Genomic DNA, 27,000 nt, shown 5'->3' on the forward strand with positions numbered 1-27,000 from the left:
AACTTGTCCACATCTCCCAGCCACGAAGTCACCTTGCGCGCCGCGACGCGCGAAGACGCCGCCGCGTGTGGCGCCATCTGCTACGAAGCCTTTTCGAAGATCAATGCCGCACACGGCTTTCCGTGCGACTTTCCCAGCCCCGAAGCGCCCAAGGGCCTGCTCACGATGCTGTTCTCCAGCCCGGGCATCTATTGCGTGGTGGCGGAGGTCGATGGCCGCCTGGTGGGCAGCAACTGCATGGACGAACGATCCATCGTGGCCGGCATCGGTCCCGTTACGGTGGACCCGGGTGTGCAGAATCTCGGAGTCGGCCGCAAGCTGATGCAGGACGTGCTGGACCGCGCTGCCGCACGCGGAGCCGCCGGCGTTCGCCTGGTCCAGGCCGCCTTCCACAACCGTTCGTTTTCCCTCTACACGCGCCTCGGCTTCGACATCAGGGAGCCGTTGGCCTGCATGCAGGGCAGCCCGCTGGAGCGGCAGGTGCCCGGCTGCGAGGTCCGGCCCGCGCAGCCTGCCGACCTCGACGCCTGCAACGGCCTGTCGAAGCAGGTGCATGGATTCGAGCGCGGCGCGGAACTGGCCCAAGCCATCCAGCAGAAGACCGCCCTCGTCGTCGAGCGTGCCGGCCGCATCACCGGCTACACGTCCGGCCTTGCCTTCTTCGGCCACTCCACGGCCGAGACCAATATCGACCTGCAGGCCCTCATCGCATCCGCCGAATCGTTCGGCGGCCCCGGCCTTCTCGTGCCGGCCCGCAACAGTGCGCTGCTGCGCTGGTGCCTCAATAACGGCCTGCGCGTGGTGCAGCCGATGAACCTGATGAGCCTCGGGCTCTACACGGAGCCGGCCGGAGCCTGGCTGCCTTCGATTCTGTTCTGACCGCGGTCACTCCGCGACAAACAGGCTCTCCGCAAAGGGCCATGTCTCGTCCACCCACTGCGCCTCCACCCTGAACCCGGCCGCCGCGGCCAGCCGCGCGATCTCCGGGCAGGTGTACTTGTGGCAGGTCTCCGTCCAGATGGTCTCGCCTTCTTCGAACGTGGTCACAAGGCCGCTTTGGCGCACATGGACCATCTGCCGCCGCTTCGACAGCAGGTGCATCTCGACGCTCGAAGTGGCGTCGTTGAAGCGCGCCAGGTGCTCGAACTGGTGCAGGTCGAAGTCGCCCTCCAACTCACGGTTGATGCGTGAGAGCAGGTTCAGGTTGAACGCGGCCGTCACACCCAGCGAGTCGTTGTAGGCTTCCAGCATGACGTCGACGCGCTTCACCAGGTCGGTGCCCAGCAGCAGGGAGTCGCCGGGCCGCAGCTTGCCTCGCACCTCCCGCAGGAACTTCGCATCGGCGCCTGTATCGAAATTGCCGATCGTGCTGCCCAGGAACAACACCAGCAGGTGCGCACCGGGGGGCCGGGCGGCGGCCACCGTCTGCAGGCCGTCCAGGTACTCCCGCTCAATGCCGACGATGCTCAGGCAGTCGATGTCATCGAGTTCCGCGGCGCACGACGCCAGGGCCTTCGGCGAAATCTCGATGGGGTAATACGACACCGGACCGCGCTTGCAGAGCGCGCCCAGTATCTGGCGTGTCTTGCGGCCGCTGCCGCTGCCGAGTTCGGAGACCAGCACGGGATGCGGGATGCGGCCGACAATCTCCCGCGTATTCCGCGAGAGCACACGCTCGTCGGCGCGCGTCAGCCCATACTCGGGCAGCAGGCAGATTGCTTCGAACAAAGCGGAACCCAGGGCGTCGTAGAAGTACTTGGACGGCAGCTCCTTCCGCGGCTTGGCGAGCCCGCTGCGCACGTCGGAAGCAAACTGCTCCTGGGGGGCGATGGCGGTTGCTGTTGCGGCCATGGTGATTCAGTCCTCCAAGCCCACGCAGCGAAAGCCGGCGTAGACATATTGATACCGCGGTTGAAACCAGTTGCGGAAACTGCCGCGCAACATGCTGGCGGCCGTTCGCACGCTGCCGCCCTTCAGGACATAGTGCTGTCCATCAAAGAAGTCGGACGAGTAACCCGGGTAGAACGGATAGGCCCGAAACCCGGGCAAGGGCGCAAACTGCGTGGAGGTCCACTCCCAGCCATTGCCGAAGAGCCCTGCCACCTGCTCGCTGCCGGTGTTTACCGGCGAGGGGTCCCACACGTCGCGCGGAGGTTCGTTGTGCCTTACAGCCGAGCCCTCCGCCGCCCGTTGCCATTCCGGTTCAGTGGGCAGGCGCTTGCCCTGCCATCGGGCATAGGCGCTCGCTTCGGCGTGGCTGACATAGACGGGCCAGTTCGGGGGCAAGGGGAGCTCGTCGAACATCGACCGGTAGCACCACTCGCCGCCGCGAGCCACCCAGAACGCGGGCTGCGCAATGCCGTGCTCCGCTTTCCAGGCCCAATCCGCATCGCTCCAGAGCGCACGGTTGTCATACCCGCCCGCCTCCAGGAATTGCAGAAACTGCCCGTTGCTCACCTTGTACCGGTCGATGCGGAACGCCGGCACCGGTACGGTCTGCTCTTCGAACTCGTTGCACCAGCCGAAGACCCCGCCGTCGCGCCGCAAGCCCAGTGTGGCCGGGCCCGCGGGCACATTCGCCACGGCCGGAGTCCAGGCGCCTGCGTCCAGTATTCGGCGCACTGTCCGCTGTACTTTCCGCTCAAACGGCATCTGGTGGAACATGTAGGCCAGCGTCTCGGCATGCATCAGGCGATGCTCAATGGCGACGTTCAGCAGGAGCTCAGGATTGGGCACCTGCTCCAGCGCCCCGTCGAGTGCAGTGCGGACGCGCTGTTTATAGGCCTCCACCTGCTCCGGCTGAGGCCAATCCCGCGGAGTGTCCGCGGGCAGTTGCCCGTCAATCGGATCGATGCCGAATGCGAACAGCCGGTCCAATTCGGGTTGAGTGCTGACCAGGCCGCACGGCCCGCTCAGCAGGTTCCAGTCGAACGCTTCGAGATGGCCGTGGTAGAAGATGATCCGGTGGCGCTCGGGGATCGGCCGGTCGTAAACTGCTTCGGGCCGCACGATTCGAAAGAGCGCATCCGTCTCCTCTCTTGCCTGGTGAAGCCGGCCGGTGAGCGTCTTGAGGTCATGGGCAACAGCTTCCTGGGTTGCCATTGTTTACGTGTTTTTCTCGAGTGGTTTCAGTTCGCCCAATACGGTGGGGATGAGTTCGGAGACAGTGGGGTGAATGTGCACGGCACGCTGCAGCACCGTGTAAGGTGCCTTGGCGTACATCACATCCAGGATGCAGTGAATTGCTTCGTCGCCCTCGACGCCGAGAATCGCCGCGCCAAGGATCTGTTTCGTTTCCGCGTCGACCGCGATGCGCATGAAGCCTTGCGTCTCGCCCTTCTCATTCGCGCGGCCAACCCGAGTCATGGGACGTTCGCCCACCAGTACCGGGCGGCCCGAACGCAGGATTTCCGTCTCGGTGAGGCCGGCCCGCCCCAGCGGCGGATCGATATACAGCGCGTAGGCCGTGATGCGGTCCGATACGCGCCGCGGGTCGTTGTCCAGCAGGTTCGCGGCTACGATCTCATAGTCGTTGTAAGAGGTGTGCGTGAACGCGCCGCGGCCGTTGCAGTCGCCCATCGCCCATACGCCCGGTACGCTGGTCTGCAACTGATCGTCGACTTCCACATAGCCGCGCTTGTCGCGCCGGATGCCCGTCTTCTCCAGGCCCAGGTCGTCGGTGTTCGGCTGCCGGCCCACGGCCACCAGCAAGTGGGATCCGTGGACGGTATTCTCGTTGGAGCCGCAGTTGGCACGGACCTCCACGCCCTGCGCCGTCTTCGCCACGGCGATGCAATCCGCGTTCAGGCGGATGTCGATCTGCTCCTTCTCGAGGATCTCGCGGATGGCGTCGGAGACAGCCGGATCCTCGCGGCCGATCAGCTTCGGACCACGCTCCACCACCGTCACCTTGCTGCCAAAGCGGCGGTACATCTGCGCGAACTCCAGGCCGATGTAACTGCCGCCGACGATCACCAGGTGCTCAGGCAGGAAGTCGATGTCCATCATCGAGGAGTTGGTGAGGTAAGGCACCTGATCCAGGCCAGTAATGGGCGGGATGAACGCCCGTCCGCCGGTGTTGATGAAGATCCTGTCGGCGGTCAGGACCGTGTCGCCCACCTGCACTTCATGATCCGAGATAAACCGCGCATGGCCCTCGTAGACAGTGCAGTTGGCCGTGTGTTTCAGCCAGTGTTCGACGCCTGTTCGCGAGGCGCCCGAGATCTGATCCTTGCGCGCTTTCACACGCTTCATGTCGACGCTGATTGAGCCGTCGATGATGACGCCGTAGTCGGCGGCCCGCCGCGCCACGTGCGCGGTGCGCGCGCTGGCGACAAGGGTTTTGGTGGGGATGCAGCCGGTGTTGACACACGTACCGCCAAACTTGGCACGCTCGATGATGGCGACCTTGTGTCCCGCGCCCGCTAACTTCGCGGCGAGTGTAGGTCCCGCCTGCCCAGTTCCGATAATGATCGCGCCGTACTGCCCCAGAACAGCCCGGTCCATGCGCCGATGATAACGCGATTCGGGGCCGCGCCGCTCACTGGCCGGGACTCCGAGCAAGGTAACTCGCCGCGGCTTCTGCGGGCGAGCGTCCATTCTGATCCACTTCGGCGTTCAGGGCCCGCATGCGCCCGGCGTCGATGCGGTGCTCCAGCGAGCGCAGCGCCGAGACGACCTCCGGTTGATCGTGGGCGAACTGCTCGTTGACGAGGATGACGGCATCGTAAGGCGGGATGGCTCCGCGGTCATCCTCCAACACGCGCAGGTGATAGGGAGCGATGCGCCCATCGGTGGAGAACGCACTGATGAGGTCGACTCCGCCGCTGCGCAGCGCCTGGTACATGAGCGCCGGATCCATCGACCGCTGTTCCCGGAACGCGAGCCCGTAAGCCTGCTGTAGGGCCTTCCACTCCGGCCGGGAGAGGAACTCGTAATCACTGCCCAGGCTCAGCTTCGAAGCATGCGGAGCGAGGTCGCTGATCCTGCGGATCCACAGCGATTCAGCCTGCTTTTCATTCATGGCCAGGGCGTAGGCGTTCTCGAAACCCAGCGCGGCCACGAGCTCGACACCGAAGCGGTCGTGAAGGCCGCGCCGCGTCTGTTCCAGCACGTCGGCCCGGTTGGGGGGGCGGTCTTTGCGCCCGAGAATGTTGGCCCACAAGGTGCCCGTGTAATCCACATAGACGTCAATCTGGCCATTTTGAAGCGCGTCGAAGACCACGGTGGAGCCCAGTGACTCGATCAACTCCGTGGATTGGCCAGTCTTCGCGGTGACAACGCCGGAAAGGATCCGCGACAGGATGTATTGCTCAGTGAAGTTCTTGGCGCCGATGCGGACCGGCTTCTGTTCCTGGCTTGAGAATGCGCTCACCAGCCGGCCCAGTGGCCAGGCAGCCAGCGCGGCAAAGACGAGGAGCGCCCCGAGCCAGAATGCGCGCCGCCGCAGCTTTAGGCCCAGTTCGACCACGCGGATGAGCCCATCGAGCGCCAGGGCCAGCAGTGCCGCGGCGATGCAGCCCACCAGGACCGCCGCGTAGTTGCGGGTCTGCAGGCCGCTGAAGATGTAGTTGCCCAGGCTGGGTGCGCCCACAGGCGTAGACAGTGTAGCCGTGCCGACGGTCCAGACAGTGGCCGTCCGGATGCCGGCGATGATCATTGGTAGCGCCAACGGCAGTTCGACGCGCAAGAGTTGCTCGCGCGGGGTCATGCCGACGCTTTGCGCGGCCTCGAGCAGGGCGGTGTCGATGCTCGCCAGGCCCACCAGGGTATTGCGCAGGATGGGCAGGATGCTGTAGAGGCACAGTCCGATGAGCGCGGGCAGGTAGCCGATGCTTTGCAGGCCCAGCGCCGCGAGGGCCGGGACCATGAAGGCCAGCAGGGCCAGGCTGGGCACGGTTTGGATGACGCTGGCGGTGCCCAGGACGAAGGGCTCCAGCCGGCGGGAGCCTGCCACCAGCACACCCAGCGGCACGCTGACGAGTATGCCCACGAGGATCGCCGCCAGCGTGAGGCCCAGGTGCGCGGAGAGGTAACCCGGCAGGAGTTGCAGTTGCTCGTGCACGATCAGGCAGCTCCATCGCCCGAGTGGAGGCGTTGCGTGGCGATCTCGGCCTGGCGCCAGGGCGCGTTGATCAGTTCGCGGATGGATTCGTCGGCGGGTTGTTCCAGGAGCTCTCTCGCCGTGCCGATCTGCTTAACCCGGCCCGCGGCCATCACGGCGATGCGGTCGCCCAGCAGGATGGCCTCCATGACGTCGTGCGTCACGAAGATTGCCGTGAGCTGGAGTGTCTGGCGGATGCGCAGGAACGACTGCTGCAGGCGGCCGCGCGTCAGCGGATCGAGCGCGCCAAAGGGTTCGTCCAGCAGCATGACACGCGGTTCGGCCGCGAGTGCGCGGGCCACGGCGACGCGCTGGGCCTGGCCTCCGGAGAGGGCATCGGGCCGGCGGTCGCGATAGATGGCCGGATCGAGTTCGACCAGTTCCAGCAGCGTGTCGACGCGCGCGCTGATGCGGGCGGCGTCCCAGCCCAGCAGCGTGGGGGTGATGGCGATGTTCTCGGCCACCGTCATGTGCGGGAACAGGCCGATCCGCTGGAAGACATAGCCGATGCGCCGGCGCAGCTCATAGGGCTTCATCCCGGCCACGTCCTCACCGAAAAGACGCACGCGGCCGCTGGTGGGCTCGATGAGCCGGTTGATCATCTTGAGCGTGGTGGTCTTGCCGGAGCCCGAGCCGCCCAGCAGGACGAGTGTCTCGCCCTCGGCGACTTGCAGCGAAACCGAATCTACCGCCGTTTGCCTGTCGAAGCGCCGTGTGAGCGCCTCCAACTGGATCATGACGGGGCAGTCTAGCATGCAGGTGAAGCGAAAGTCGATGCGTCCGATTGGTGCGGCAGGATAGGATGGTGCCGTTTGGGAGCCGGGCCGGAGGGACTATGAACATCACGCGAAGAGACGTCATCGGGCGGACGCTGGCAGCGGTCGCGGTGCAGGACGCCCGTGCGGCGGCCGAGCCGGACGAAGGACAGCGCTTCTTTCTGCGCCTGCTGCAGGCCAATGATGAAGCCGTGGCGCGCATTCTGGGCCAGGCCGCAGGAGCTGCGTCGCCGCGGTTGGGGCGGGGCAGCGAACTGGCTGCCCTGGTGGCTGCGTATTGTTCACCGGAATCCTCGTTTCATCGATCAGAGCGCCTGATCCCGCGCCTGGAGCGCGCCGCGCAGGGGTTCCTGTCAGCCCTCGACGCGGACGGGTTGCTGGATGCCGGCAATCTCTCCTCGCCGCCCGATACGGGATTTGTGGTGGAGGCCACGGCCGCGGCGTTGGAGGTCGCGCGCCGTAGCAGGGACCAGCGACTGGCCCGGCTGGAAGAGACGCTCCGCCAGTTCCTGCTGCGGGTGGGCGGCGCCCTGGTGACCGGCGGGATCCATACACCCAACCACCGCTGGGTGGTCTGCGCCGCGCTGGCGCGGATCCACTCGCTGTTTCCCGACGCCCGCTATGTCGACCGCATCGACGACTGGCTGGGCGAAGGGATCTACCAGGATGCGGACGGGCAGTTCCCTGAGCGCAGCCCGAACTATGCGCGGGTGGAGGTGAACGCGTTCCTGACCATGGCGCGGCTGCTGAACCGGCCTGCGCAGTTTGAGCCCGTTCGCAGGCACCTGGTCGCGAATCTGTATCTGATGCAGCCAGATGGGGAACTGGAGACCATCCACTCCCGCCGCCAGGACCAGGACCGGCCGGTGCATGCGGTGAACTTCTATCTGCAGTACCGCTACATGGCGATTCACGACAGCAATCCTGCGTTCGCGGCGGTGGCGCGGATGATTGCGGAGCGGCCCGGAGAAGGGCTGGTGGAAGGCGCGAATCCGGTGCTGCATTTCCTGGAAGAGCCTCTGTTGCGCAGGCCGCTGCCGGAGGGCGGCGCGATCCCCTCGGATTACAGGCATGTCTTTGCCAACAGCCAACTGGTGCGCATCCGCCGCGGTGAGCGTGCCGCGTCCGTCTTTGGCGGCGACGATCAGCCGCAGGGCATCGCCTCCGGGCTGGCGCACAATCCCACCTTCTTCAATTTCCGCAAGGGCAAGGCCATTCTCGACTCGGTGCGCATGGGCGGACGGTTCTTCAGCCTGGGGGTGTTCCGTGCGCAGGGTATCGCCATGGAGGGCGACCGGATCGCGCTGCACCAGCGGCTGGAGGCGCCCTACTATCAGCCTCTGCCGAAGGAGTATCGCCGGGCGGACGGCGACTATGCGCTCACACCCGTCAGGGACGGCCGGTTCTGGAGCAAGCTGGATTTTCCGCACAGACGGGTGAGCAACGTGCAGGTGCTGGAGCAGAAGGTGACAGTGGTCGAGAAGCAGGACGCGTTCGAGCTGCACATCGAGGTGACCGGGCACGACCGCGTGCCGTATGCGGTGGAACTGGCGTTTCGGCCGGGCGGCCAGTTCGGCGGCGGGGCAGGGCAGTCGCCTTTCCTGAAGGAAGGCATGGGGACCTACCGCGTGGGCAGCGATGGCATCGAGTTTGGGCCGGGCCAGGCAGACCATGAGGTGATCAACCTCTCCGGGCATACGTACCAGGCGCACGGGGCCGCGCTGCGGGCCGCTGGCAACTGCATTTACATCACCGGCTACACGCCTTTTCGCAAAGTGATCACGATCCGGGGCGTGTGAGTCGTTCGAGGCGGGCGGGCTGCCAACCCAGTATGATTGGTGCTTTCCGGAGGTGAAATGCTGATTTCTTCTGGTTGGACGCGGCGCGGATTCCTGGCGGCGGCCGGCTCCGGCCTGGCGGCGATGGCGGCTCCCACTTCAGCGCTGTTCGCGTATGTGGGCTGCTATACCTCTGCCAAGCGCTACGCCCGGGGAGACGGGATTCACGTCTTCCGTGTGGACGAGGAGACCGGTGCCTGGAGCCCCCTGCAGGTGCTGGGCGGGCTGGTGAATCCGTCCTTCCTGGTGCTGCGGAAAGACCAGCGATTCCTGTATGCGGCGCATGGCGACGAAGGGTCTGCCTCGGCCATCGCGGTGGAGCCGGGCACGGGCCGGTTGACGCTGCTGAACCAGGTGGACACGGGCGGCGTGAACGGAGTGCATCTGGCGCTGGACGCCTCGGGGCGGTTCCTGGTAATCGCCAACTATACGAGCGGCGGCGTGAGCGTACTGCGAGTCCAGGAGGATGGGCGGCTGGGGGAATTGGTGCAGGTGGTGCAACTGCCGGGGACTCCGGGACCGCACCGGGTGGAGCAGGCCAGCGCGCATCCGCACCAGATCCTCTTTGAGCCTGGCGGGCGTTTCGTGGTGGTGCCGGACAAGGGCCTGGATCGCCTCTTTGTCTTCGGGTTCGACCAGAAGACCGGACGGTTGACGCCCACCGCGCAAGGCGCCGGCGTGGCACGGACGATGTCGGGTCCGCGGCATGCGGCCTTTCATCCGCGGCTGCCTGTGCTGTGGGTGGTGAACGAGATCAACAGTACGATCGCGACGTGGATGTGGGAGGCGGAGCGCGGGCACATGAAGGCCGCCCAAATCCTGCCGACGCTGCCGGCTGACTACACGAGGGAGAACACGCCCTCAGAGATCGAAGTGGCGCCGGACGGGCGGCATGTCTACTGTTCGAATCGCGGACACGACAGCGTGGTGGTCTATGCGGCGGATCCGGCGACGGGGCTGTTGAGTGTGCAGGGTTGGGAAGCCTCGCGAGGCCGGATCCCGCGGTTTATCGGCATGGCGCCCGGGGGGCGGTTTCTCTATGCGGCCAACGAGCAATCGGACACGATCGTGAGCTGGCAGGTGGATCCGTCCAGCGGCAAGCTGACCTCGACGGGTGCGGTGGTGCAGACGCCGAGTCCTGTCTCGATCACGTTTGGGCGCGGGGCATAGCGCCAGGAGATGGGCAGCGTGCCCATCAGGGCTTACAGTTTCTTCCGGATTTCCTGCTGGTAGAACGTCCGGAGACGCGTCTGAATGTCGTCACGGACTTTGCGGAACACTGCCATTTTCTGTTCGTCAGTGCCAGTTGCCTTGGCCGGGTCAGGGAAGCCAATGTGAACCCGCTTACCTACCTTGCCCTGGAAATTGGGGCAGTTTTTGTCCGCGTCGTCGCAGACGGTGATCACGTAGTCGAACGATTGTGGAACGTACTGCGCTACGGCTTTCGGATAGCCGCTGGAGATGTCGATATTCGCTTCCTTCATGGCAGCGACGGCAAGCGGGTTGATGCGCGGAGCGGGATTGGTACCGGCCGAGTAGACATCGAGCCGGGCATCCCACGACTTCAGGAAGCCGGCCGCCATCTGGCTGCGGGCGGAATTGCCGGTACAAAGGACAAGTACTCGCGTCTTCGCCGGCTTGGTGTCTTCCGCCCTGAGGGGTGCGGTGAGGAGAAGGGCCAGGGCGGTGACCAGGGGGGCTGCAAGCTGTGGCAGGTTCATTCGCATCGTGAGGGTGTCTCCTTTTTGTGTTTTTGTGTATTTGCCGCAGCCGGCTGGGGGCGGCAGATCTTCAGCAGGGTTTCGGCCGGAACGACCTGAGTCTTGGCGCAGCACTGGGAGAAGAGGAACGACAGGAGATCTTCGAGCACGGCCGGATTGGCCGTGTAGCGCAGAAAATTGCCCTCCCGTTGCACGTGCACCAGGTCTTCGTGCTTCAGCTTTTCGAGGTGGTGCGAGACGGCGGAAGGCTGCATGCCGAGTTCGTTCTGAATCTCACCGGCGACCATGCCGTCAGGATGGGCCCGCAGCAAGTGGTAAATGATGCGGAGGCGCGGTTCGGTCCCCAGTGCGGCCAGGATATCAGCGAACTTAACGAAGTCTATGGCGTCAGTGGTGCGAGGCAAGTACCCTTCCCAGGTGTTTCAGTATTTCAACTATAGCTGAAATGAATGGGGAGTCAAGAGGCGATGGATTCCAGAGTGCGCGCGATTCGAACCTGTGCTGCTGGAAGGATTAGACGGGCCGGTAGCGGGCGGCGAGCAGGCCAGTGGCTTGCGTCAGGTCGAGGTCGGCCAGCAGGAGACCGGCTTTTGCGTAGGGGTGATGACAGAGCAGCGTGCCGTCGGGGTTGACGACGGCCGAGGTGGTGGGGGCTCCGGGGCTGGCGTAGTTCACGCTGGCGACATAGCAGGTGTTTTCGGCCGCCCTGCAGAGCAGCGCCTTTTCGTGAAACGTGTTGCGCGGGTCGGCGAAGGAACTGGGCACGAAGCTTCCGGGCTCGGCTTCGTGCAGATGGGGATGGAAGACGATGTGAGCGCCGGCACGGATGGCGAAGCGCACGGTTTCCGGGTAGCGCCAGCCCTCGTGGCAGATGGCGATTCCGAAGGTGAGGGGGCCGACCTGGAAGACCCGGCGGCCGTGGCCCGGTGTGTAGGTGTCGTCCTCAGAGGGGTCGAGCTGGACCTTGTCCTGAAAGCCGTCCTGGGTGCCATCGGGCTGGATGACCAGGGCCGTGGCGAGCAGTGCGCCGTCCTGGAATCGTTCCGTCCCCAGGATGACGGCGATGCGCGATGAGGCGGCTGCGGCGGCGACCCGGGCCCAGGCCGCGGTGAGGAAAGCCGGATCAGAGGGGGGCGGATTGTGCCCGAGGCCGCGGTAGCCGGGGAGGTAGCATTCGGGGAAGCAGACCAATCCGGCGCCGTCTTCGGCGGCCTGTGCGATGTCGCGGCAGGCGTCGTCGATAGACGTGGCGGGCGTGGCCGGGTAGGGCAGTTGGGCCAGGGCGATGCGGAAAGTGGTCACGGGAAGAACTTCAGGATAGCGCGTGGGGGCGGTCCGTCAGGCGTCCGCATCCACGCCCAGCGCCTTTTGCATTGCTTCCAAGGATACGCCCTTCGTTTCGGGCACCATGACCTTCACCCAGATGAGCTGGAGCACCATCATGCTGCAGAAGAAGAGGAAGACCTGGGCCGGCGCGAAGGCCGAGACCATGATGGGGAAGAAGGTGGTCAAGAGGGCTGCGAACAGCCAATGCGTGAAGCTCCCCAGAGCCTGCCCCGCAGCCCGGTGCCGGGTGGGGAAGATCTCGGAGAGGAGTACCCAGATGACGGTGCCCTGGCCCATCGCGTGTGCGGCGATGAAGAAGAAGATGCAGGCCGGGACAATGGAATAGTGCTGCGTCTGGAACGCCCAGGAGGTCAGGCCCAGGGACAGGATATAGCCGAACGAGCCGATGTAGAGCAGTGTACGACGGCCAACCTTGTCGATGAGGGAGAGGCCCAGGATGGTGAAGATGATGTTGACGATTCCAATGCCGACGGATTGCAGCAGCGCTGCTTTCTCGGTGAGTCCCGCCATCTCGAAGATGCGCGGGGCAAAGTAGTTCACGGCATTGATGCCGGAGAGCTGGTTGAAGAAAGCAACGAGGATCGCCAGGAGGATGGGAATGCGCAGGCGCGGGGTCCAGAAGGCTGAGGCCACGGTCTGCTCCGTCTGGGCTGCCGCCGCCATCTCGTCCGCATGAGCTGCCAGTTGTGCTTCGGAGAGTTCCGGTTCGATGAGGCGCAACACCTTGAGGCCGGCGGCCCGGTCGTGTTTGCGGCTGAGCAGCCAGCGGGGGCTCTCGGGTAAGCCGAGACACATTACGGCATAAACGATGGACGGGAACGCGGCGATACCGAGCATCCAGCGCCAGGCGTTGACGCCTCCGGCCTGGGCGATCAGCGCGTTCGAGACGAAAGCGACGAGGACGCCAAAGACGATGTTGAACTGGAACATACCCGACAGGCGGCCGCGGTAGGCGGGCGGAGAGATTTCCGAGATATAGAGCGGAGCGGCGACGGTCGAAACTCCGATCCCGATGCCGCCCAGGAGGCGGGCCGCGACGAACATCACCGGTCCGGTGGCGAAGCCGCAGCCCACGGCTGACAGTACGTAGAGAAGTCCAATGAAGAGGAGCGTCTTTTTGCGGCCGAAGTGGTCAGTGGGCCAGCCGCCGAACAGCGAGCCCAGCACCGTTCCATAGAGGGCGGACCCCAGCACCAGGCCATGCTGGCCCGGGCTCAAGCCCCACAGCCGCTGAATGGTCTGCTCCGCTCCGGAGATGACGATGGTATCGAAGCCGAAGAGAAAACCGGCCAGCGCCGATGTAATGGCCCAGAAAAAGATACGGGTGTTCATTTGGAGCGGTAACCTTGCGCGCGGCCGTCAGAATGTTCGAGAGGAGAACGCCCGGCATGCGGCAGCCCGCCCCTTCAGCATCTCTGCGAGACCCACCGATCTTATCTCAACCCTGAACATCCATCCGGGCCACAGTCAGATGGCCGGCCATTGCAGGTTCCTTATGGGACGCATGCTGTTTTGGAAAGCTCCGCCAGCACCTGCCGGACCGCGGAGTGGATGTCCTGGCGGCCCTGGGCGAACCAAACGCGATAGACGAGGCTGAGCGTGGAAAGGGTGAGGGCCGCCAGTATGTGCGCGGTGATCCCTTCCGGGTAGCGCTGGGCGAACGCTTCCGCCAGGTGATCCTGCAACTCCGCAACGCGCGAGAGTTGTGCTTCGCGGGCGGCGGGGTATTTGGCCGAAATCTCCATGACCTTGCGCATGCGCGTTTCGGAGACGGTCAGCGGGGCGACCTGCGTGACAATGTGACGGAAGAGCTCAGCCGGTGAGCACTGCTGCGGAGCGGCCGCGATGGCGTTCCTCAGCGAGTCGACATAGCTCGCGACGGGCTGGGCCACCAGGTCTCGCTTCGACTCAAAGTGGCGGAAGAAGGTGCGTCGCGAGGTTCCGGCCGCCGCGACAATATCCTCGATGGTCGTCTCCTCGAAGCCCTTTTCCGCGAACAGATCGATGGCGACACCCCAGATGGCGTCACGGACGAACTCGAGTTTGCGGGCCTGGAGGCTCGTCTTTGCGGCTCCGGTCTTCGCAGATTCATCCAGGCCGGTAGTCGACGGCATGTGCCCACGATATCAACCCCTCGGCCCGCCTCGCCGCAGAGGCCATAGCTTACATTGAAACTAGATGCTCAACCGGGGGTATGCGTACACGACCATCATCACCAGCAAACAGCATGGACAAACCCTGCATGCCCACTTGGCAAGCCTTTACCCCCACTCGACTCCACAAGCCTGGCAGCTGAATCTCGACAACGGCGAAGTCACCCTGGGTGGCGTCATCGCCTCGGGCAGCGAATCGATCGCTGCAGGCCAAACTCTTGTCTGGAACCGTCCGCCGTGGATCGAGCCGGACGCTCCTCGGCACTTCGAGGTCCTGTTTGAAGACTCGCATCTGCTGGCCGTCAACAAACCGAGCGGGCTGCCCACGCTGCCGGGCGGCGGCTTCCTGGAGAACACCCTGCTGCGCCTGGTGCAAGCGCGAACGGCCCACGCAAACCCTGTCCACCGGTTGGGCCGAGGTACCAGCGGGATTGTCCTCTTCGCCAAAACACAGCAGGCGGCTTCCGCTCTATCCGCAGCCTGGAACACACCCAAAATTCAAAAGATCTACCGGGCGCTGGCTCAAAACGTTGCGCAGGAGGACGCCTATGAAATCGTGACGCCGATCGGGCTGGTCCCGCATCCGCGCCTCGGTTCGGTGTGGGCCGCCCACCCAAGCGGCAAACCGTCAAAGTCACTGGCCAAGGTGATTGCCCGCACCGACAGCACCACGATCTTTGAAGTCAGCCTGAATTCGGGCCGTCCCCACCAAATCAGAATCCATCTGGCCTCGATCGGCCACCCGCTGGTAGGCGATCCTCTCTATGGAGTAACCGGACAGCCGCTGGAAAACCTTCCCGGCCTCCCCGGCGATGGAGGGTATTTCCTGCATGCCCAGTATCTGAGATTCGAGCACCCCGTTACCGGAGAACAGGTCGATCTAGAGGCAGTTGTGCCGCTCGGGCTTTGATTGGATTGGTGAGTGTGGGTGGCCGTTAGCAGCGGCAGCGAACCAGGGAAGTGGGGGTTGTGCGGGGTGGAAGGAAGGAAGCGGCGGGCTAACGAAAATTTGGCTCCTCAGGTAGGACTCGGATTAGAGCAGGGTCTTGACAGGATTGGAACTTATTGATTCTACTGCAACGTCTCCAGCAGCTTTGGACAATTTGTCCAGTCTTTCCAGCAGAACTGTTTCATGCAACAGGTTCACGCTTCCTGCAATTCGATAGTGCCCGTCCTCCCTCCCGATGCGTCGGATGTCCAGCCAGCACTCACGAGATTGTCCAGGACGCATCCGCACCCGCCCGGTGGAGCAAAGGCATCCCCCGCTGCGTCGATGCTGCTGGCGACCATTTCAGCGGGTCTCGGCATGATGCTGCTCAACCGAGTCAGCATTGGCCCCACTTTCTCCATGCCCTTCCTCAATCTACCGCATGCACGCTCTGCCCCCGGGGCCCCTTCTCCCGCCACGCAAAGCGCCGCCCAGTTGGATCAGCATAGCCCAATGGACCTGGGACATCCCCGGCGACAGCGGCTTTTAACTCGGCACAAGAATCTTGTCCCAATACCGCACTTCAAAGCCGGGGATGACTTCAGGCGCATAGTCTAAGACCGGATCAGAGAGTCCAATCTTCATTCCGACAATCAGAATGCCACGAACACTTTCTCCATGCTTCGCCATGTGCTGCCTGAGCCAGCCCATGTACAAGACGGTCTGCCCCACAGCTTCACGGTTGTTCTTGTATCGTCTGACTCGCTTCACTTCAACAACGACGTACCCGTTATTTGCATCTCGAAAGAAGTGATCCATTTCGCCCACTCCTGGAATTCGTTTCAAGTTCTCAGGCATGGGAGTCAATCCGCCTTCGATTCGAGTTGGGTCCTGCGCCAGAATCCAGTCCAATTGTGATTCTGGGATGGTCTCGTACTCTTGCGATGCCCTGACTTCCTGCCCATGAATGAATTCACTCGTCTTGAGGTCGTAATCCGCTACTCGAGGAATTCCATGAACATCGAGAAGGTAGTCCAGTCGGTACACGCCTTTCTTACTGGTGCGGCACTCCGGGATTCTCCGCACTCTCGTGACAGCCATTGTCGTGCCATACGTTATGAGTCCAAACTCCTTCAGCTCCTTGAACGTAATGATGGATCGGCGATAGTGCTGATAGAGCTTTTCATACTTGTCTCTCCACGTAGCATTCGTGCGTTTGATTTTGTTCTGGGTAGCCACTCGGCCTCACAAGTTCTCAAAGTAATCCTGATCCAGCCGCTTCAGCGTGTATGCTTTCGTGGATGAGACGCCAACGTCGTGCTCGATCATCAGGGACGCAAGCAGTTTCCCGTCAATCAAGACAATTTTCTGTGGTATCGCTTCAACGAACTCCAGCGCATCCTTCGTGAACGTCGATGTCGTGATGAACACGCCTCGGCTGGCGTGCCGCCTCGTCAGGCTTCCCGAGAACTTCATGATCTCTGGGCTTCCCACAACGTCCTTCCAGCGTTTCGCTTGAACGTAGATGGCGTCCAGGCCGAGCTTGTCTTGCTTGATGATCCCGTCGATGCCGCCGTCACCGGACTTGCCGACGACTCTCCCTGCATCTTCCACGGAGCCGCCGTAACCCATCGCAACGAGCAGATCCACTACGATCCGCTCGAATGCTGCTGGCCTTCCGTTCTTGATCGTCTCCAGCAAGTCGTGTGTGAGAGCGTCCCGAAGCAATTGGAAGCTGCTCTCCAGCGATTCTTCAGGCGTAGCCGTGGTCTCGCTCTGCGGCGTCACCGTGGTCGTCGCCTGCGCCGTCTCCGAACCCTTACCCTCGAACTCTATGAACTCGGGGAACTGCCGCAGCATCTTCACCGTGATCTCGGACGGTTTCGTCCTCAGCAGTGAAAGGCCCCGGTCGGTGATCTCGTACACGCCCCGGCGCACGGCCCGGATAGCTCCAGCCGATTTCAAATACTGCACGGCCCATGCAATCCGATTCGCAAAGACGGTCTGCGAGTCGCTGGCGAGTCGTTCGGCCAACTCGTCTTCAGTCAGTCCGAGTTGATCCGCAATTCGCTGGCGCATCTCCGAGACAGTGTGTTCCTTGCGGTCTTCAACGAGCCGCAGAACCGGGAGCATCAGGGATTGGTAATCGGGGATTGGCATCTACGCTCTCTCCGAGTTCATTTCTTTGCCTCGAACGTCGCCACCAGAAACGACGCCATGCTCCGGGCCTTGTTGACGGGTAGTTCTGCATGGTGTGGGAGCGGCTTGATTGGGAGCTTGGCGTGGTTGCGACAGAGAGTTTTCGACTTCCCCGCACGGTCAAAATGGCACATCATCATCCGTAATGCCCCCATTGAACTTCATTTCACGCTGTCTTGGCGGTTCGTCAGAAACCTTGATCTCCAACTTGTCTTGGTTGTCGAGCAGCCAATCCTCACCCGTTTTTGTTATGCGATACGCCGTGAATGAATTGCCGTTGTAGTCGCTATCCTCAAACGCTTCGATGAAACCGAGCCGGGTCAGACGAATCAGGCCGAGTTGGGCCGCAGCCATCGTGTACCCGGCCTTCTCCATATCGCTCTTGATCGAATAGCTTGAAGCCCCGGAACCGCCAACATCTGCGTTAACCATCACGAATGCGAGGCTTGCGACTTCGTGCGGTCGCAGCCCTTCGGTTGTCCTGACAGGCGAAGCCGCAGCGATGGATTGAGTGGTTGCTTGCTTCTTCAGCAGCGCCTTGATCTTGTTCGCAATATCGGCTTTCAGTCGGTCGAAATCACTTGCCGAGTCAGATGCGTATTGGATGATGCCTCGATGCTGGATGTCAAACGGAAACTTCTCGGATAACTGGTTCGAGCAGATGATGACGACATCCTTGCCGCTTGCGACCGCATAGCCAAGCTCGTACATTACATTTGGATTGCGTGTGCCGATGTCCGCAAGGCAGAGCGTTGCCGATCTGATCTCTTCGTGAAGGGTCTCTATTGGGATCACGGCTCCGTCATCTCTATCCACCCGATATGGCTCCAACCCCGCAGCTTTGATCGCCGGGGCAAGCGTATCCTCGTACCGCTTGTCGAATGGTCCCTTGTCAAAGGGCTGAAATACACAACATTTTCCGTTCATTTCAACTCCCCTGTTGGCGTGCCTTCTTCTTGGTCAGGTACGTCGCAACTGTGGCAGCAATCCCAACGACCAATTCCGCTTCCTCTCGATCAGGCATCCTTCCTTCACGAACATGCCGTCCCATCTCCGAAGCGTAGCCCCACGCTTTCTCGACGCCCTGATTCAGCGGGGGCGGTAGCATATACGGGTGACGCTGGATTAGCTTGCCAAAGGTCGGCTGTGGCTCTTCACAGAACTCTCTGGCAACACACTCCATCGCCGCCATCGCATGTTGGATGGCCCCGGTTAGGTCAGGAGTGGGGCGTCGAGAAAGGTCCGCTCTGGCTTGATGAAGTTCCTCTGTTGCTGTGCTGTATCCGGCACCGCTCAAAACTTCGGCGGCGTTTGCCGTTTGGCTCTCAAATTCCTCATCACCCCGGCTAACCACTGCTCCGTTCTCCAACTTCCAGCCGATTCCCTCTTCCCTGAAATACCCGTTCACCGATTCCATGAACTCGGCAGATGGCTTGCGGCCGCAGTTTCGGGTTATGCAGTCGGAGAAGGCTTCGATGATGTCGTAGACTCGATACCACGGACACTTGGCAAGAAGGGAATCGACTTCCATCGCAACATTGCCATCCGACCAGTTGTTCGAGTCCGGGACGACCCGCAGTAGTTCGCATGTCAGTGATCGCATCGTCTGAGCGGACAATCCTGCTTTTCTTGCCCATCCGCTGATCCAGTAGCGCAAGAACTCCGGGGCATCCTCTCTGATCGTGATTGCCGCTTCTGATCCGGTGTACCCGAGCCGTTTTGAAAAGGTTGGTTTTTCCATGCGATCACTCAATTCACCGCATAAACGCTCTGCCCCTGCCCCATGTACGACTCATAGAAGTGCTGGTACACGACATCGCACTTGGCTTCGTAGAGTTCCTTCGTGTACGCCCTCGGAAGCTGATCGAGGATGTCCTTTTCGAGTTCCTTGCGGTGGCGATCAACGAGGCCCACAAGCAGCGCCGAGACAGAGCTTCCCTTGCCGGATCGGACGCTTCGAGCAAGCGCCACCTGACGAAGCAGAAGCCACGTTTCCTGCGTTGCTGCGCCTTCGGCGTGGCCTGCCGTGTTTGTTGTTTCGTAAGCGTCTCAGCATCCCATCTATCCCCAAGTTGCTGAGCATGATTCAGTGGGCTCATGCATGAACAGCGATGGAATGGAAAGTTGCGGCGTCGCCGGACGCGGGCGGAGGCGGATCAGTTACTGGCCGAGTTTGAATCCAGTGGGCTTACTCAACGGGAGTTCTGCCAACTCCATCACATGAGTCTGTCGACGTTCGGCCGGTATCGCGAGCGGCAACGCAATGATCCTCGTTCCTCATCGGCACCCAACTGCCGCTTGGTCGCTGTGGAAGTCGCCGAGCCTAGCCAGTCTCGCTGCCAGCGCAACGGCAGCGGCCTGGCGATCGCCCTGGCCGCGGGCCGGCGCATCGAGATTGGCATCGGCTTCGATGCTCAGACCCTGCGCCAATTACTGCAGGCACTGGAGCTCAATTGAGCATGTTTTCCTGGGGTCCGGCCACCCGCATCTATCTTGCCGCCGGCGCGACCGATATGCGCAAGGGCTTCGAAGGACTCTTCGGACTCGTGCGCGACCGGCTCCAGTTGGAGCCCTTGAGCGGCCACGTCTTCCTGTTCTCGAATGCGCAACGGAACCGCCTGAAGCTTCTCATCTGGGACGGCAGCGGGCTTTGGGTTTGCACGAAACGCCTGGAGAAAGGTCGGTTTTGGTGGCCCGCCGCCGATGGCAATGAGGTCAAGGTGGTGTTGAGCTCCGAGGAACTGGCCCTCTTGCTGGGTGGGATCGACCTGGCCGGCAGCCGCCGCCGCGCCTGGTTCCGAAAGATGGTCCCGGATGACGGCGTTGAGCGGCAGAACCCACGCAATATTGACAGCAATTACGACACAATCAACCATAAGCAGGTATAATTGGTTTATTCCCCGTGAGCATTGAATTCATCCCACCCACTGCTCCCGACTCTCCCGAAGTCGCCGAATTGAAGCGCAAGCTGCAGTGGGCCAATCTGCGGATTCAGTCGCTCGAGGAACAGTTGCGGCTGGAGCGGTTGAAGAAATATGGACCGGCCAGCGAGAAGCTGAGCGATGCGCAGTTGAAGCTATTGGAACTGGAGCCGGGCGTCAGCCGCGAGGAGGTGCAGGCCGAGAGCCAGCGCCAGCCGCCGCAAGCGCCGGCAAGGCCACGCTACCAGAAGAAGCATCCAGGACGGCAGGAGTTGCCCGCCCACCTGCCACGAGTGGAAACGGTTATTCCGTGCGCTCCTGAGCGGTGTCATTGCGGCCACTGTGGGCAGGTGATGGACGTAATCGGATACGACGCAAGCGAGCAGCTCGACGTGGAGCCGGCCAAGTATTTCGTGGCGGTGACGAAGCGCGAAAAGCGCGCCTGCCGCCACTGCCCACAGGGCGGAGTGGCCATGGCTCCGGTGGCGGAGCGGATCATCGACAAAGGGTTGGTTAGCGACCGGGTGGTGATCGACACAGTGGTCGGAAAATATTGTGATCACCTTCCTTTGTACCGGCAGAGCGTGATTCTGGAGCGCGAGACAGGGCTGGATCTCACACGGGCAACACTCGACGGATGGGTGATGAGAGTCGGTGAATCCCTGATTCCCATCGTCGGTGCAATGGGCCGGGAAGTGCTTTCCGGCGGCTATATCCAAGCGGACGAAACGACAGTGGGTGTGCAGATGCACGATGGCCGGGGGCACAACCATCAGGCCTACCTTTGGCAGTACGGTCAACCGGGCGGTGGAGTCATCTTCGATTTCCGTTTAGGGCGAGGGCGCGAAGGGCCGAAGCAATTCCTTGGGCAATACGAAGGTATTCTGCAAACCGACGGCTACATTGCCTATGAAAAAGTGGGCGGGCCGAAAATGGTGCATGCCTGTTGCTGGGCTCATTCGAGGCGTGGATTCTACGAAGCGCACAAATTGAGCCCGGACGAACACATCGCCGAGGGCATCGTGCGGCTGATGGATGAACTGTTTGGGATTGACGCGAAAGCGCGGGCCGAGGGCCTGGACGTGGCCGCGCGGAATGAGTTGCGGCAGAGGCGTGCGCGTCCGCAGGTGGACAAGATCAAGGGGGCGGTCGAGTCGGCGATGGGAGCAGCATTGCCGTCCAGCAAGTTGGGCCAGGCGGCGAAGTACACGCTGGGGCTGTGGCCGAAACTGGTGTGTTTCCTGGAGCATCCGGTTGTGGAATTGAGCACCAATCTGGCGGAGAATTCGATGCGGCCGATCGCCCTTGGCCGGAAGAACTGGATCCACCTGGGAAGCGCAAAGGCGGGGCCGAAGGTGGCGGCGATTCTGTCGGTGGTAGAAACCTGCAGGCGGCTGGGCGTGCCGATCCGAGAATACCTCGCTGCCGTACTACCGGGCTTGAACGACGTAAGCATCCAGAAGATGCCGGAACTGACACCGATTGCTTGGGCTGCCAAGCGGAGATAGGCCCGCGTCCGCGGGCTTGTCAAGGTGGGGTGGTGAGACGCTTACGTTGTTTCGCCATAAAACAACAGTCTATCGAAATGTTGGCAATTGTGAATTGCTGGTCTGAGGGCTGGAAGGAGGCAAACCGGGATTCCGAGCCGAGGGACCCGTTTCGGAGTTCGCTCCAGGAGAATCGTAGTACCTCCTGAGCGATGGCATCGCCCGGTTAGTATAACCTTGGCCGGGGAGGACTCCATTCTCAAAATCACTGTGGAAGCGACCGCAACCGGTCTGCGAAGTTCGCCGGGTCGTTCCTGCGCCGACGTCAATACTCACGTCTGGCCACACTTCAGCGTGCTCGTCATTCCTCTTTAAGGCGGGTCTCAGGTCCGGGCCGCTGTCGTGAATGCATCGTATGGGCGAGGATGGTTCACGGAAATGGTTATCGGCCTGTCTGCTCTATCGCCTTCGCCTCCGCTGGCTGAATCACTCTTTCATTCAGCACGGCCAGCAACCGATCCTGATCTTCGTACACGAACGGCTCCAGCACCCATGGATATCGCTTGAAGTGCTCGAACATGCCGTACTCCCGCTGTGACACCAGCAGAAGCGGCTGGACGGGTACGGACGGCAACGTTGGGACGAATGCCATCAATTCTTGCGGGATGCTCTTGGCGTCTGTGATGTCAGCGATCACGAACCGGGCCATGTGCGCCAGTGTCGAGACGGTCTCGGTGATATCCCGGCTCGATGGCTTCTCGAAATCGAACAGGACGGGCAGGTAGTCTCGGTTGCGAAGTTCGTCACGGATTGCGTCGAGGACGACTTTGCGCTCGGGTGTGAAGCGACCAAGAATCAGGACCGCCTTGCTTGTGATGGAGTCGAGGACTTGGCGAATCTTCTGATTGTTCAGAAGGAGGTACAGGAATTGAGCGACCTCGATGCTATCGGTAGTGACAATCTGCTCGTCATCGTGGGTAATGATGAGATTGCGCTGTGATGCTCCCGACAAATCTGAATCCCACATTGCTACTCCGAATACACTGCTACCGTCCAGCAAAGCGCCTCGAAGGTCACAACCCACTATCTGAGCCATCCGCAGTTTGGAGCGACGGAAATCAACATCACGAAGATCGGTCTCAAGAAAGCACGCACCTGAGAAGCTGGCGTCGGTCATGTCAGCCTGACTCAAGCGGGTTTTCAAGAAGTAGCTTCTGCACCCGTCCGCATGGGAGAGATTCGCCCCTCTTAAATCCGCCCCGGCAAAGCTACAGCCTGTCAGTAGAGTGTCTCGGAGATTAGCTCTTCTGAGATCGGTGTTGTCGAAGCTGTAACCACACAAGACACGGCCTGACAGGTCGGCATCCGCAAGGTCCGGCGCTGTTGACCTCCTCGTGCGCCATTCAGCCGGGCTACTAAGACGCTGAAGGTCAATGGGATTGGGCATCCGTTCACTCTCGACTTTCCCATTGATGTTGTGGCCAATCACGAAGCAGTGATTCTATCAACCCGCTGAACTCGCCGCCCAACTCGAGGAGTCGTATCTTGACCTTACTCCGCACATCTCTGTGGATATAAACCGACATCTGCACGTAGTTTGGGCCGCTGTGCTTCGCTCGGGACCGTCCGATTCTTCTTGGCGGCTCAGGTGCCGACCCACTCTTGGACGCCTTGGGTGTCGGGGCCGTTTTCTTGGCTTTCCTCGTCGCCATCAGGGTCGAGAATAGCACTCCAAGTGCGTTTGTGCATACGCAGGTCGTCACTTCCGTTTGTACCCACGAAAGTGCCTACACGCTTTTGTACGGTTGGTGCGGATGGCTTGTTGAAAACGTCAGCGCCCGATCTGCTCCTTCGCCTTCTCCTCAGCAGGACAGATCACAAGGCTCGACAACGATCCGAGAAGGTGGTCCTGGTCTGTATACAAGAATGGTTCCAAGACCCACGGATAACGCACCAAGTCCCGAAACATGCCCCACTCATGCTCGGATGCCAACAAGATCGGACGCACAGGAACCGAGGGAAGGGAAGGAACGACCTTCATCAACTCCTGCGGGATGCTCTTGGCGTCGGTGATGTCTGCAATGATGAACCGGGCCATGTGCGCCAGTGTCGAGACGGTCTCGGTGATGTCTCGGTTGGTAGGTTTCTCGAAGTCGAATAAGACGGGCAGGTAGTCTCGGTTGCGAAGTTCGTCACGGATTGCGTCGAGGACGACTTTGCGCTCCGGGGTGAATCGGCCAAGGATGAGGACGACCTTCGATGTGATCGTGTCGATGACGTGGCGAACTGATTCGTTGTTGAGCAAGAGATAGATGAACTGAGCAACCTCGACTTGGTCGACCGTGATCTCGGGCTTAGACTTCGGCGTTATCACAATGTTCCGCTGCTCGTTTGGATGACCCCGGAGATTCCACACGGAACAACCGTACACGTAGCATTCTGATAAACGTGCTCCGGTCAGGTCCACGGCAACGAGCCGGCCGAACCGCAGATTCGCCGCTCGGAGGTCTGCGTTCACAAGGCTGGCCCCGTTCATGTTCGTGCTGCTGAGATCGGCATTCCGAAGGTCGGCTCCGTCAAGAGTGGCTTTCCAGAAAGTAGCTCGGTAGAGGTCAGCGTCGTGGAGGTCGATACCACAGAGGTCACGCTTAATGAAGTTCTCGCCACGGAGGTCGGGCTTCTCGTTTGGATTTGCGCTTCTCCAGGCGTTCCATTCCCTAACCCCTGAAGCGAGGATTCTCAGATGTTCTGGATTCGACCTTTGTTTCGCCATCGCAACAACTGTAAGACAAATACACTCGCCAGACCAAGGGGTTCGCAGAGCCACGGTGGGGGGATTCGCCGCATTACGGGAACGGCACAAGTGACGAAGACACCTGTGCTGGTTGATGACCTGTTGCGGATGATTTCACGGCAACCGAGCAACCGCTTTGGCACTCGTGACCGGGCGTTGCTCTCGGTTGGCTTCGGCGGGACTTTCGGGCGCTCCGAACTTGTTGCTCTCTACGTCGCCATGCCACGAGAAGGTATTCTCGTGACGAGCTGTTGACGAGCTGTTGATCCAGGACCGACCAAGAAGCGAACTGCTGCCTTGGAATGTCACGTTGGCATCGGTCGCTCCGACGCCGGCTGAATGAGACTCCGTCCCGGTCCAGCGCTCTCCGATAGCAACGGGCGGATGAAGATTCTAAACCTTGGTCGGCTGTCCAACAAATGGCTTCCAGCGAGTTTGGACCTTCTGTTCGGCCCCAGGTTCCATTTCCTCGAGATAGAGCGTGTACGTTCCTTCAAATGTGAATCCGTCCCCAATAATCTGAACCTTCGCCGTCAGGACTGTCGGTCTGTCGGCCAAGAACTTCAGGGACAGCATTTCACCGCCCTGGTGAGCCTGAACCAAATCCTGAACCTCTCCTGATCTTGCGTGGCATTCCGGCACCCGCCAATTACTGGAACCCCGTATTGGTCCCTCGGTGAGGGCGAGGATCAATTCCTTGACCTCTCCGATGCGGAACGAGACGTGGGAACGGGTTTCTTGTAGCCACATTGCAGGGTAGGTCGCCTCGATCAGACTCCCGTCATCAGTGAAGAAGTGAACGTGTGCGGCCACAGGTGCGGACTCTGGTAACGCTGCGTGCCACCACCTACTCCGGTTCAAGAATGGAATGACGATGGCGATATCGTGCCCCGGTTTTTTATACCCAATCCCATCCGCCCGTTGAGACGCACCCTCAAGCCGGGGGTCCAGTGGCGTTAATCGTCGCATCCTGATCCAGATCGAGATGAATGCAATGGCGAATAGCCCCCAAAAGGCGACAGCGTTGCCAACAGTGAGTGGCTGTAGTAGCCACGCCCGAATGAGAGCCAGTACCGAAACTGGCACCGCTGCGATGCCGAGAGCACTCGCCGCAGCCTTTATAAAGTCCCAAGTTGCATTACCTTTGATGTCATTCCACAGAGACATGATGCCCATCGCAGTATGTCACGGTAGCGCATTCAACGGAGAGCATTGCCCCTACGCATTCATTACGAGGGTCGAACAGGTCTAATGAATGGGAATAGACAATTGTACGAAAATAGTGTACGATAACGACATGCGTTGCGCCGTCTATGCTCGAGTCAGCACCACGGACCAGAACTGCGAGATGCAGCTTCGGGAACTTCGGGAGTATATCTCCCGGCGTGACTGGAAGAGTGGCGGCGAATATATCGACACCGGGTTCTCAGGTGCGAAAGCCAGCCGCCCTGCGCTGGACAGTTTAATGGCCGACGCCGCCCAACACAAATTCGACTGCATCGCCGTCTACAAGATCGACCGCTTTGGCCGTTCCGTGCTCCACCTGAATCAGCAGTTGGCGGCGCTGACCAGCTACGGTGTCCGGTTCATCGCCACCAGCCAATCGCTCGACACGGACGAGAAGAACCCGACCAGCCGTCTACTGCTTCAGATTCTTGCCAGTGTTGCCGAGTTCGAGCGTGAAATGATCCGTGAGCGCACGCTATCCGGGATCAAGGCCGCTCAAGCTGCGGGGAAGATCGTCGGCAGACCGAAGCGGATTTTTCGTCGGGACGAAGTTGCGAGACTCCGGGATCAGGAAAGTCTGTCCTGGCGTGCAATCGGCAAGAAGCTCGGCATCCCGGCTATGACGGCGCTTGACTCCTATCGACAGACGCCAACTCTGGAGTGTACGGAAACTGTCCCGGTAGAGAAGGCCGTTCAGGGAGGCAAACGCAAGAGAAAATCCGTCGCCGCATAGGTGTACGAAACTGACGGTTTTTCGGACACACCCTGCCACATTTGGGAGCGAGAGTGGTGGTAGTCGGACTCCCTCGTCCCAGTTCGTCGCCGGATATACGCCAGCTTCTCTTAGAAGGAAGGGTGCATACAACTGAGGTTGACATCGGAGTGTTCCCTGAAGGTATAATCCGTCCTAAATGCCAACCGAATTAGCGCTTCCGATCACTACGGCTACAATTTGGATTTCTGCGGCGGTGGTCTTGCTGCTCATCAGCATTCCAGTCTTCGTGACACGGGCGTTCCTTGTGAAAAAGATCGCTCGGTATCAGGCTGCGCTCAAGGCGTTGGAAGAAGCCAATCAGCAACTAAAGGCGACGGTCGGAGAGCGGCTAAACGAACGGAAGGATGACAGCAAGAATGACAAGGGGTGGGTCCAGCAAGCAGTCTCAGCGGTGTTGGCTATTGGTGGTTTGGCCGGGCTTCTCACGGCAGCAACTCCCCTCTTGCACGAGATCCGGGATATTCAGGCCACAACGCAAAAACTGGACCAGCAGCAGAAGTCACTCGACTTCTTTAATGGCCTTCTGGGTTATAGCGAAGCGAACTGGAAGGAATCAGTCGGGGAGACACCGCTGACATTTAAGGCAGCGCCAAAGCCAAGAGCATTCTCGTATGACGGGAAGCGCCCTACTGTAATAGAGCTTGAAGACGGCGCACTTATCAAATTCACGCTTCCCCGCAAAGGGGCGAGATTCCTTCTACGGCTCAAGCCGGAAGCGAAGTAGGGTCAAT

At 61.2% G+C, this 27,000-nt stretch carries 27 protein-coding genes; 9 read left to right on the forward strand and 18 right to left on the reverse strand.

All coding sequences use genetic code 11. The features are described 5' to 3' along the window. Positions 1-3: 3 nt before the first annotated feature. Positions 4-879 (forward strand): GNAT family N-acetyltransferase, encoded by an 876-nt coding sequence (locus ACR9Y2_RS28985; protein ID WP_435045365.1) that lies wholly within the window; start codon positions 4-6, stop codon positions 877-879. A gap of 6 nt (positions 880-885) precedes the next feature. Here ACR9Y2_RS28985 and egtD read toward each other — a convergent pair whose 3' ends face one another. Genes egtD through ACR9Y2_RS29010 form a run of 5 tightly spaced genes read right to left on the reverse strand, consistent with a single transcriptional unit; the run spans position 886 to position 6,840 of the window. Further along, positions 886-1,857 carry an L-histidine N(alpha)-methyltransferase gene (egtD, locus tag ACR9Y2_RS28990; protein ID WP_435046341.1) on the reverse strand — a complete coding sequence of 324 codons (972 nt, stop codon included), beginning with the start codon at positions 1,855-1,857 and terminating at the stop codon, positions 886-888. Beyond that, positions 1,858-3,102 carry an SUMF1/EgtB/PvdO family nonheme iron enzyme gene (locus ACR9Y2_RS28995; RefSeq protein WP_435045366.1) on the reverse strand — a complete coding sequence of 415 codons (1,245 nt, stop codon included), beginning with the start codon at positions 3,100-3,102 and terminating at the stop codon, positions 1,858-1,860. A 3-nt stretch (positions 3,103-3,105) separates the two neighbouring features. After that, positions 3,106-4,506: an FAD-containing oxidoreductase gene (locus tag ACR9Y2_RS29000; protein WP_435045367.1), complete on the reverse strand. Its 1,401-nt coding sequence runs from the start codon at positions 4,504-4,506 to the stop codon at positions 3,106-3,108. A 34-nt stretch (positions 4,507-4,540) separates the two neighbouring features. Beyond that, positions 4,541-6,064 (reverse strand): glycine betaine ABC transporter substrate-binding protein, encoded by a 1,524-nt coding sequence (locus ACR9Y2_RS29005; RefSeq protein ID WP_435045368.1) that lies wholly within the window; start codon positions 6,062-6,064, stop codon positions 4,541-4,543. 2 nt (positions 6,065-6,066) lie between these two features. Continuing rightward, positions 6,067-6,840, reverse strand: coding sequence for an ATP-binding cassette domain-containing protein (locus ACR9Y2_RS29010; protein ID WP_435045369.1), 774 nt, complete (start codon positions 6,838-6,840; stop codon positions 6,067-6,069). A 98-nt stretch (positions 6,841-6,938) separates the two neighbouring features. Between ACR9Y2_RS29010 and ACR9Y2_RS29015 the strand changes: the two genes are divergently transcribed. Both ACR9Y2_RS29015 and ACR9Y2_RS29020 read left to right on the forward strand, forming a co-directional pair. After that, positions 6,939-8,678 (forward strand): hypothetical protein, encoded by a 1,740-nt coding sequence (locus ACR9Y2_RS29015; protein WP_435045370.1) that lies wholly within the window; start codon positions 6,939-6,941, stop codon positions 8,676-8,678. Between the two features lie 57 nt (positions 8,679-8,735). After that, a complete protein-coding gene (locus ACR9Y2_RS29020) occupies positions 8,736-9,887 on the forward strand; it encodes a lactonase family protein (protein ID WP_435045371.1) in 1,152 nt (383 codons plus the stop codon). 32 nt (positions 9,888-9,919) lie between these two features. Here ACR9Y2_RS29020 and ACR9Y2_RS29025 read toward each other — a convergent pair whose 3' ends face one another. The 5 genes from ACR9Y2_RS29025 to ACR9Y2_RS29045 all read right to left on the reverse strand — a co-directional run bounded on the left by ACR9Y2_RS29025 (position 9,920) and on the right by ACR9Y2_RS29045 (position 13,899). Then, positions 9,920-10,444: an arsenate reductase ArsC gene (locus ACR9Y2_RS29025; protein WP_435045372.1), complete on the reverse strand. Its 525-nt coding sequence runs from the start codon at positions 10,442-10,444 to the stop codon at positions 9,920-9,922. After that, positions 10,435-10,842: an ArsR/SmtB family transcription factor gene (locus ACR9Y2_RS29030; protein WP_435045373.1), complete on the reverse strand. Its 408-nt coding sequence runs from the start codon at positions 10,840-10,842 to the stop codon at positions 10,435-10,437. Before ACR9Y2_RS29030 ends, ACR9Y2_RS29025 begins: the two co-directional genes overlap by 10 nt. 109 nt (positions 10,843-10,951) lie before the next feature. Continuing rightward, on the reverse strand, positions 10,952-11,740 hold the full coding sequence (locus ACR9Y2_RS29035; RefSeq protein WP_435045374.1) for a carbon-nitrogen hydrolase family protein: 789 nt from the start codon (positions 11,738-11,740) through the stop codon (positions 10,952-10,954). Positions 11,741-11,776: 36 nt separating this feature from the next. Next, a complete protein-coding gene (locus ACR9Y2_RS29040) occupies positions 11,777-13,117 on the reverse strand; it encodes a sugar porter family MFS transporter (protein WP_435045375.1) in 1,341 nt (446 codons plus the stop codon). 161 nt (positions 13,118-13,278) lie between these two features. After that, positions 13,279-13,899: a TetR family transcriptional regulator gene (locus tag ACR9Y2_RS29045; protein WP_435045376.1), complete on the reverse strand. Its 621-nt coding sequence runs from the start codon at positions 13,897-13,899 to the stop codon at positions 13,279-13,281. A 64-nt stretch (positions 13,900-13,963) separates the two neighbouring features. Between ACR9Y2_RS29045 and ACR9Y2_RS29050 the strand changes: the two genes are divergently transcribed. Beyond that, entirely contained in the window at positions 13,964-14,848 is an 885-nt protein-coding gene (locus ACR9Y2_RS29050) for an RluA family pseudouridine synthase (RefSeq protein WP_435045377.1), read from the forward strand. A 564-nt stretch (positions 14,849-15,412) separates the two neighbouring features. Here ACR9Y2_RS29050 and ACR9Y2_RS29055 read toward each other — a convergent pair. The 5 genes from ACR9Y2_RS29055 to ACR9Y2_RS29075 form a co-directional block, all read right to left on the reverse strand. Further along, on the reverse strand, positions 15,413-16,105 hold the full coding sequence (locus ACR9Y2_RS29055) for an endonuclease NucS domain-containing protein (RefSeq protein WP_435045378.1): 693 nt from the start codon (positions 16,103-16,105) through the stop codon (positions 15,413-15,415). A 6-nt stretch (positions 16,106-16,111) separates the two neighbouring features. Continuing rightward, entirely contained in the window at positions 16,112-16,999 is an 888-nt protein-coding gene (locus tag ACR9Y2_RS29060; protein ID WP_435045379.1) for a restriction endonuclease, read from the reverse strand. A 186-nt stretch (positions 17,000-17,185) separates the two neighbouring features. Then, a complete protein-coding gene (locus ACR9Y2_RS29065) occupies positions 17,186-17,992 on the reverse strand; it encodes a hypothetical protein (RefSeq protein WP_435045380.1) in 807 nt (268 codons plus the stop codon). Position 17,993: 1 nt separating this feature from the next. After that, positions 17,994-18,806, reverse strand: coding sequence for an AbiJ-NTD4 domain-containing protein (locus ACR9Y2_RS29070; protein WP_435045381.1), 813 nt, complete (start codon positions 18,804-18,806; stop codon positions 17,994-17,996). A gap of 8 nt (positions 18,807-18,814) precedes the next feature. Continuing rightward, complete coding sequence (locus ACR9Y2_RS29075; protein WP_435045382.1) at positions 18,815-18,979, reverse strand: hypothetical protein; 165 nt, start codon at positions 18,977-18,979, stop codon at positions 18,815-18,817. Positions 18,980-19,162: 183 nt separating this feature from the next. Between ACR9Y2_RS29075 and tnpA the strand changes: the two genes are divergently transcribed. From tnpA to tnpC, 3 genes are read left to right on the forward strand one after another with little or no spacing between them, the layout of a single operon-like run. Further along, a complete protein-coding gene (gene tnpA / locus ACR9Y2_RS29080; protein ID WP_435040430.1) occupies positions 19,163-19,522 on the forward strand; it encodes an IS66 family insertion sequence element accessory protein TnpA in 360 nt (119 codons plus the stop codon). A 2-nt stretch (positions 19,523-19,524) separates the two neighbouring features. Further along, positions 19,525-19,953: an IS66 family insertion sequence element accessory protein TnpB gene (gene tnpB / locus ACR9Y2_RS29085; protein ID WP_435044829.1), complete on the forward strand. Its 429-nt coding sequence runs from the start codon at positions 19,525-19,527 to the stop codon at positions 19,951-19,953. Between the two features lie 14 nt (positions 19,954-19,967). Beyond that, complete coding sequence (gene tnpC, locus ACR9Y2_RS29090; RefSeq protein ID WP_435040429.1) at positions 19,968-21,494, forward strand: IS66 family transposase; 1,527 nt, start codon at positions 19,968-19,970, stop codon at positions 21,492-21,494. A 421-nt stretch (positions 21,495-21,915) separates the two neighbouring features. On the opposite strand, the gene ACR9Y2_RS29095 is transcribed toward tnpC, so the two are convergent. The 3 genes from ACR9Y2_RS29095 to ACR9Y2_RS29105 all read right to left on the reverse strand — a co-directional run bounded on the left by ACR9Y2_RS29095 (position 21,916) and on the right by ACR9Y2_RS29105 (position 25,434). After that, entirely contained in the window at positions 21,916-22,920 is a 1,005-nt protein-coding gene (locus ACR9Y2_RS29095) for a pentapeptide repeat-containing protein (protein WP_435046342.1), read from the reverse strand. A 384-nt stretch (positions 22,921-23,304) separates the two neighbouring features. Then, on the reverse strand, positions 23,305-24,246 hold the full coding sequence (locus ACR9Y2_RS29100) for a pentapeptide repeat-containing protein (RefSeq protein WP_435045383.1): 942 nt from the start codon (positions 24,244-24,246) through the stop codon (positions 23,305-23,307). A 414-nt stretch (positions 24,247-24,660) separates the two neighbouring features. Then, the gene (locus ACR9Y2_RS29105) at positions 24,661-25,434 is read right to left on the reverse strand and encodes a hypothetical protein (protein WP_435045384.1); all 774 of its coding nucleotides are present in this window, start codon (positions 25,432-25,434) and stop codon (positions 24,661-24,663) included. A 130-nt stretch (positions 25,435-25,564) separates the two neighbouring features. Between ACR9Y2_RS29105 and ACR9Y2_RS29110 the strand changes: the two genes are divergently transcribed. Both ACR9Y2_RS29110 and ACR9Y2_RS29115 read left to right on the forward strand, forming a co-directional pair. Then, the gene (locus tag ACR9Y2_RS29110) at positions 25,565-26,227 is read left to right on the forward strand and encodes a recombinase family protein (protein WP_435045385.1); all 663 of its coding nucleotides are present in this window, start codon (positions 25,565-25,567) and stop codon (positions 26,225-26,227) included. A gap of 178 nt (positions 26,228-26,405) precedes the next feature. Next, positions 26,406-26,993 (forward strand): hypothetical protein, encoded by a 588-nt coding sequence (locus tag ACR9Y2_RS29115; protein ID WP_435045386.1) that lies wholly within the window; start codon positions 26,406-26,408, stop codon positions 26,991-26,993. Positions 26,994-27,000: the final 7 nt, after the last annotated feature.

This window comes from Paludibaculum fermentans (assembly GCF_051172195.1).
In the GTDB taxonomy this organism is placed as follows: Bacteria; Acidobacteriota; Terriglobia; order Bryobacterales; family Bryobacteraceae; genus Paludibaculum; species Paludibaculum fermentans_A.

Bases quoted from the DNA above. Each gene is read 5' to 3' on its own strand.
- ACR9Y2_RS28995 (WP_435045366.1), bottom strand. From the start codon at position 3,102: ATGGCAACCCAGGAAGCTGTTGCCCATGACCTCAAGACGCTCACCGGC.
- ACR9Y2_RS29000 (WP_435045367.1), bottom strand. From the start codon at position 4,506: ATGGACCGGGCTGTTCTGGGGCAGTACGGCGCGATCATTATCGGAACT.
- ACR9Y2_RS29010 (WP_435045369.1), bottom strand. From the start codon at position 6,840: ATGATCCAGTTGGAGGCGCTCACACGGCGCTTCGACAGGCAAACGGCG.
- ACR9Y2_RS29015 (WP_435045370.1), top strand. From the start codon at position 6,939: ATGAACATCACGCGAAGAGACGTCATCGGGCGGACGCTGGCAGCGGTC.
- ACR9Y2_RS29020 (WP_435045371.1), top strand. From the start codon at position 8,736: ATGCTGATTTCTTCTGGTTGGACGCGGCGCGGATTCCTGGCGGCGGCC.
- ACR9Y2_RS29025 (WP_435045372.1), bottom strand. From the start codon at position 10,444: ATGCGAATGAACCTGCCACAGCTTGCAGCCCCCCTGGTCACCGCCCTG.
- ACR9Y2_RS29040 (WP_435045375.1), bottom strand. From the start codon at position 13,117: ATGAACACCCGTATCTTTTTCTGGGCCATTACATCGGCGCTGGCCGGT.
- ACR9Y2_RS29045 (WP_435045376.1), bottom strand. From the start codon at position 13,899: ATGCCGTCGACTACCGGCCTGGATGAATCTGCGAAGACCGGAGCCGCA.
- ACR9Y2_RS29050 (WP_435045377.1), top strand. From the start codon at position 13,964: ATGCTCAACCGGGGGTATGCGTACACGACCATCATCACCAGCAAACAG.
- ACR9Y2_RS29060 (WP_435045379.1), bottom strand. From the start codon at position 16,999: ATGCTCCCGGTTCTGCGGCTCGTTGAAGACCGCAAGGAACACACTGTC.
- ACR9Y2_RS29065 (WP_435045380.1), bottom strand. From the start codon at position 17,992: ATGAACGGAAAATGTTGTGTATTTCAGCCCTTTGACAAGGGACCATTC.
- ACR9Y2_RS29070 (WP_435045381.1), bottom strand. From the start codon at position 18,806: ATGGAAAAACCAACCTTTTCAAAACGGCTCGGGTACACCGGATCAGAA.
- tnpA (WP_435040430.1), top strand. From the start codon at position 19,163: ATGCATGAACAGCGATGGAATGGAAAGTTGCGGCGTCGCCGGACGCGG.
- tnpB (WP_435044829.1), top strand. From the start codon at position 19,525: ATGTTTTCCTGGGGTCCGGCCACCCGCATCTATCTTGCCGCCGGCGCG.
- ACR9Y2_RS29095 (WP_435046342.1), bottom strand. From the start codon at position 22,920: ATGCCCAATCCCATTGACCTTCAGCGTCTTAGTAGCCCGGCTGAATGG.
- ACR9Y2_RS29100 (WP_435045383.1), bottom strand. From the start codon at position 24,246: ATGGCGAAACAAAGGTCGAATCCAGAACATCTGAGAATCCTCGCTTCA.
- ACR9Y2_RS29105 (WP_435045384.1), bottom strand. From the start codon at position 25,434: ATGTCTCTGTGGAATGACATCAAAGGTAATGCAACTTGGGACTTTATA.
- ACR9Y2_RS29110 (WP_435045385.1), top strand. From the start codon at position 25,565: ATGCGTTGCGCCGTCTATGCTCGAGTCAGCACCACGGACCAGAACTGC.
- ACR9Y2_RS29115 (WP_435045386.1), top strand. From the start codon at position 26,406: ATGCCAACCGAATTAGCGCTTCCGATCACTACGGCTACAATTTGGATT.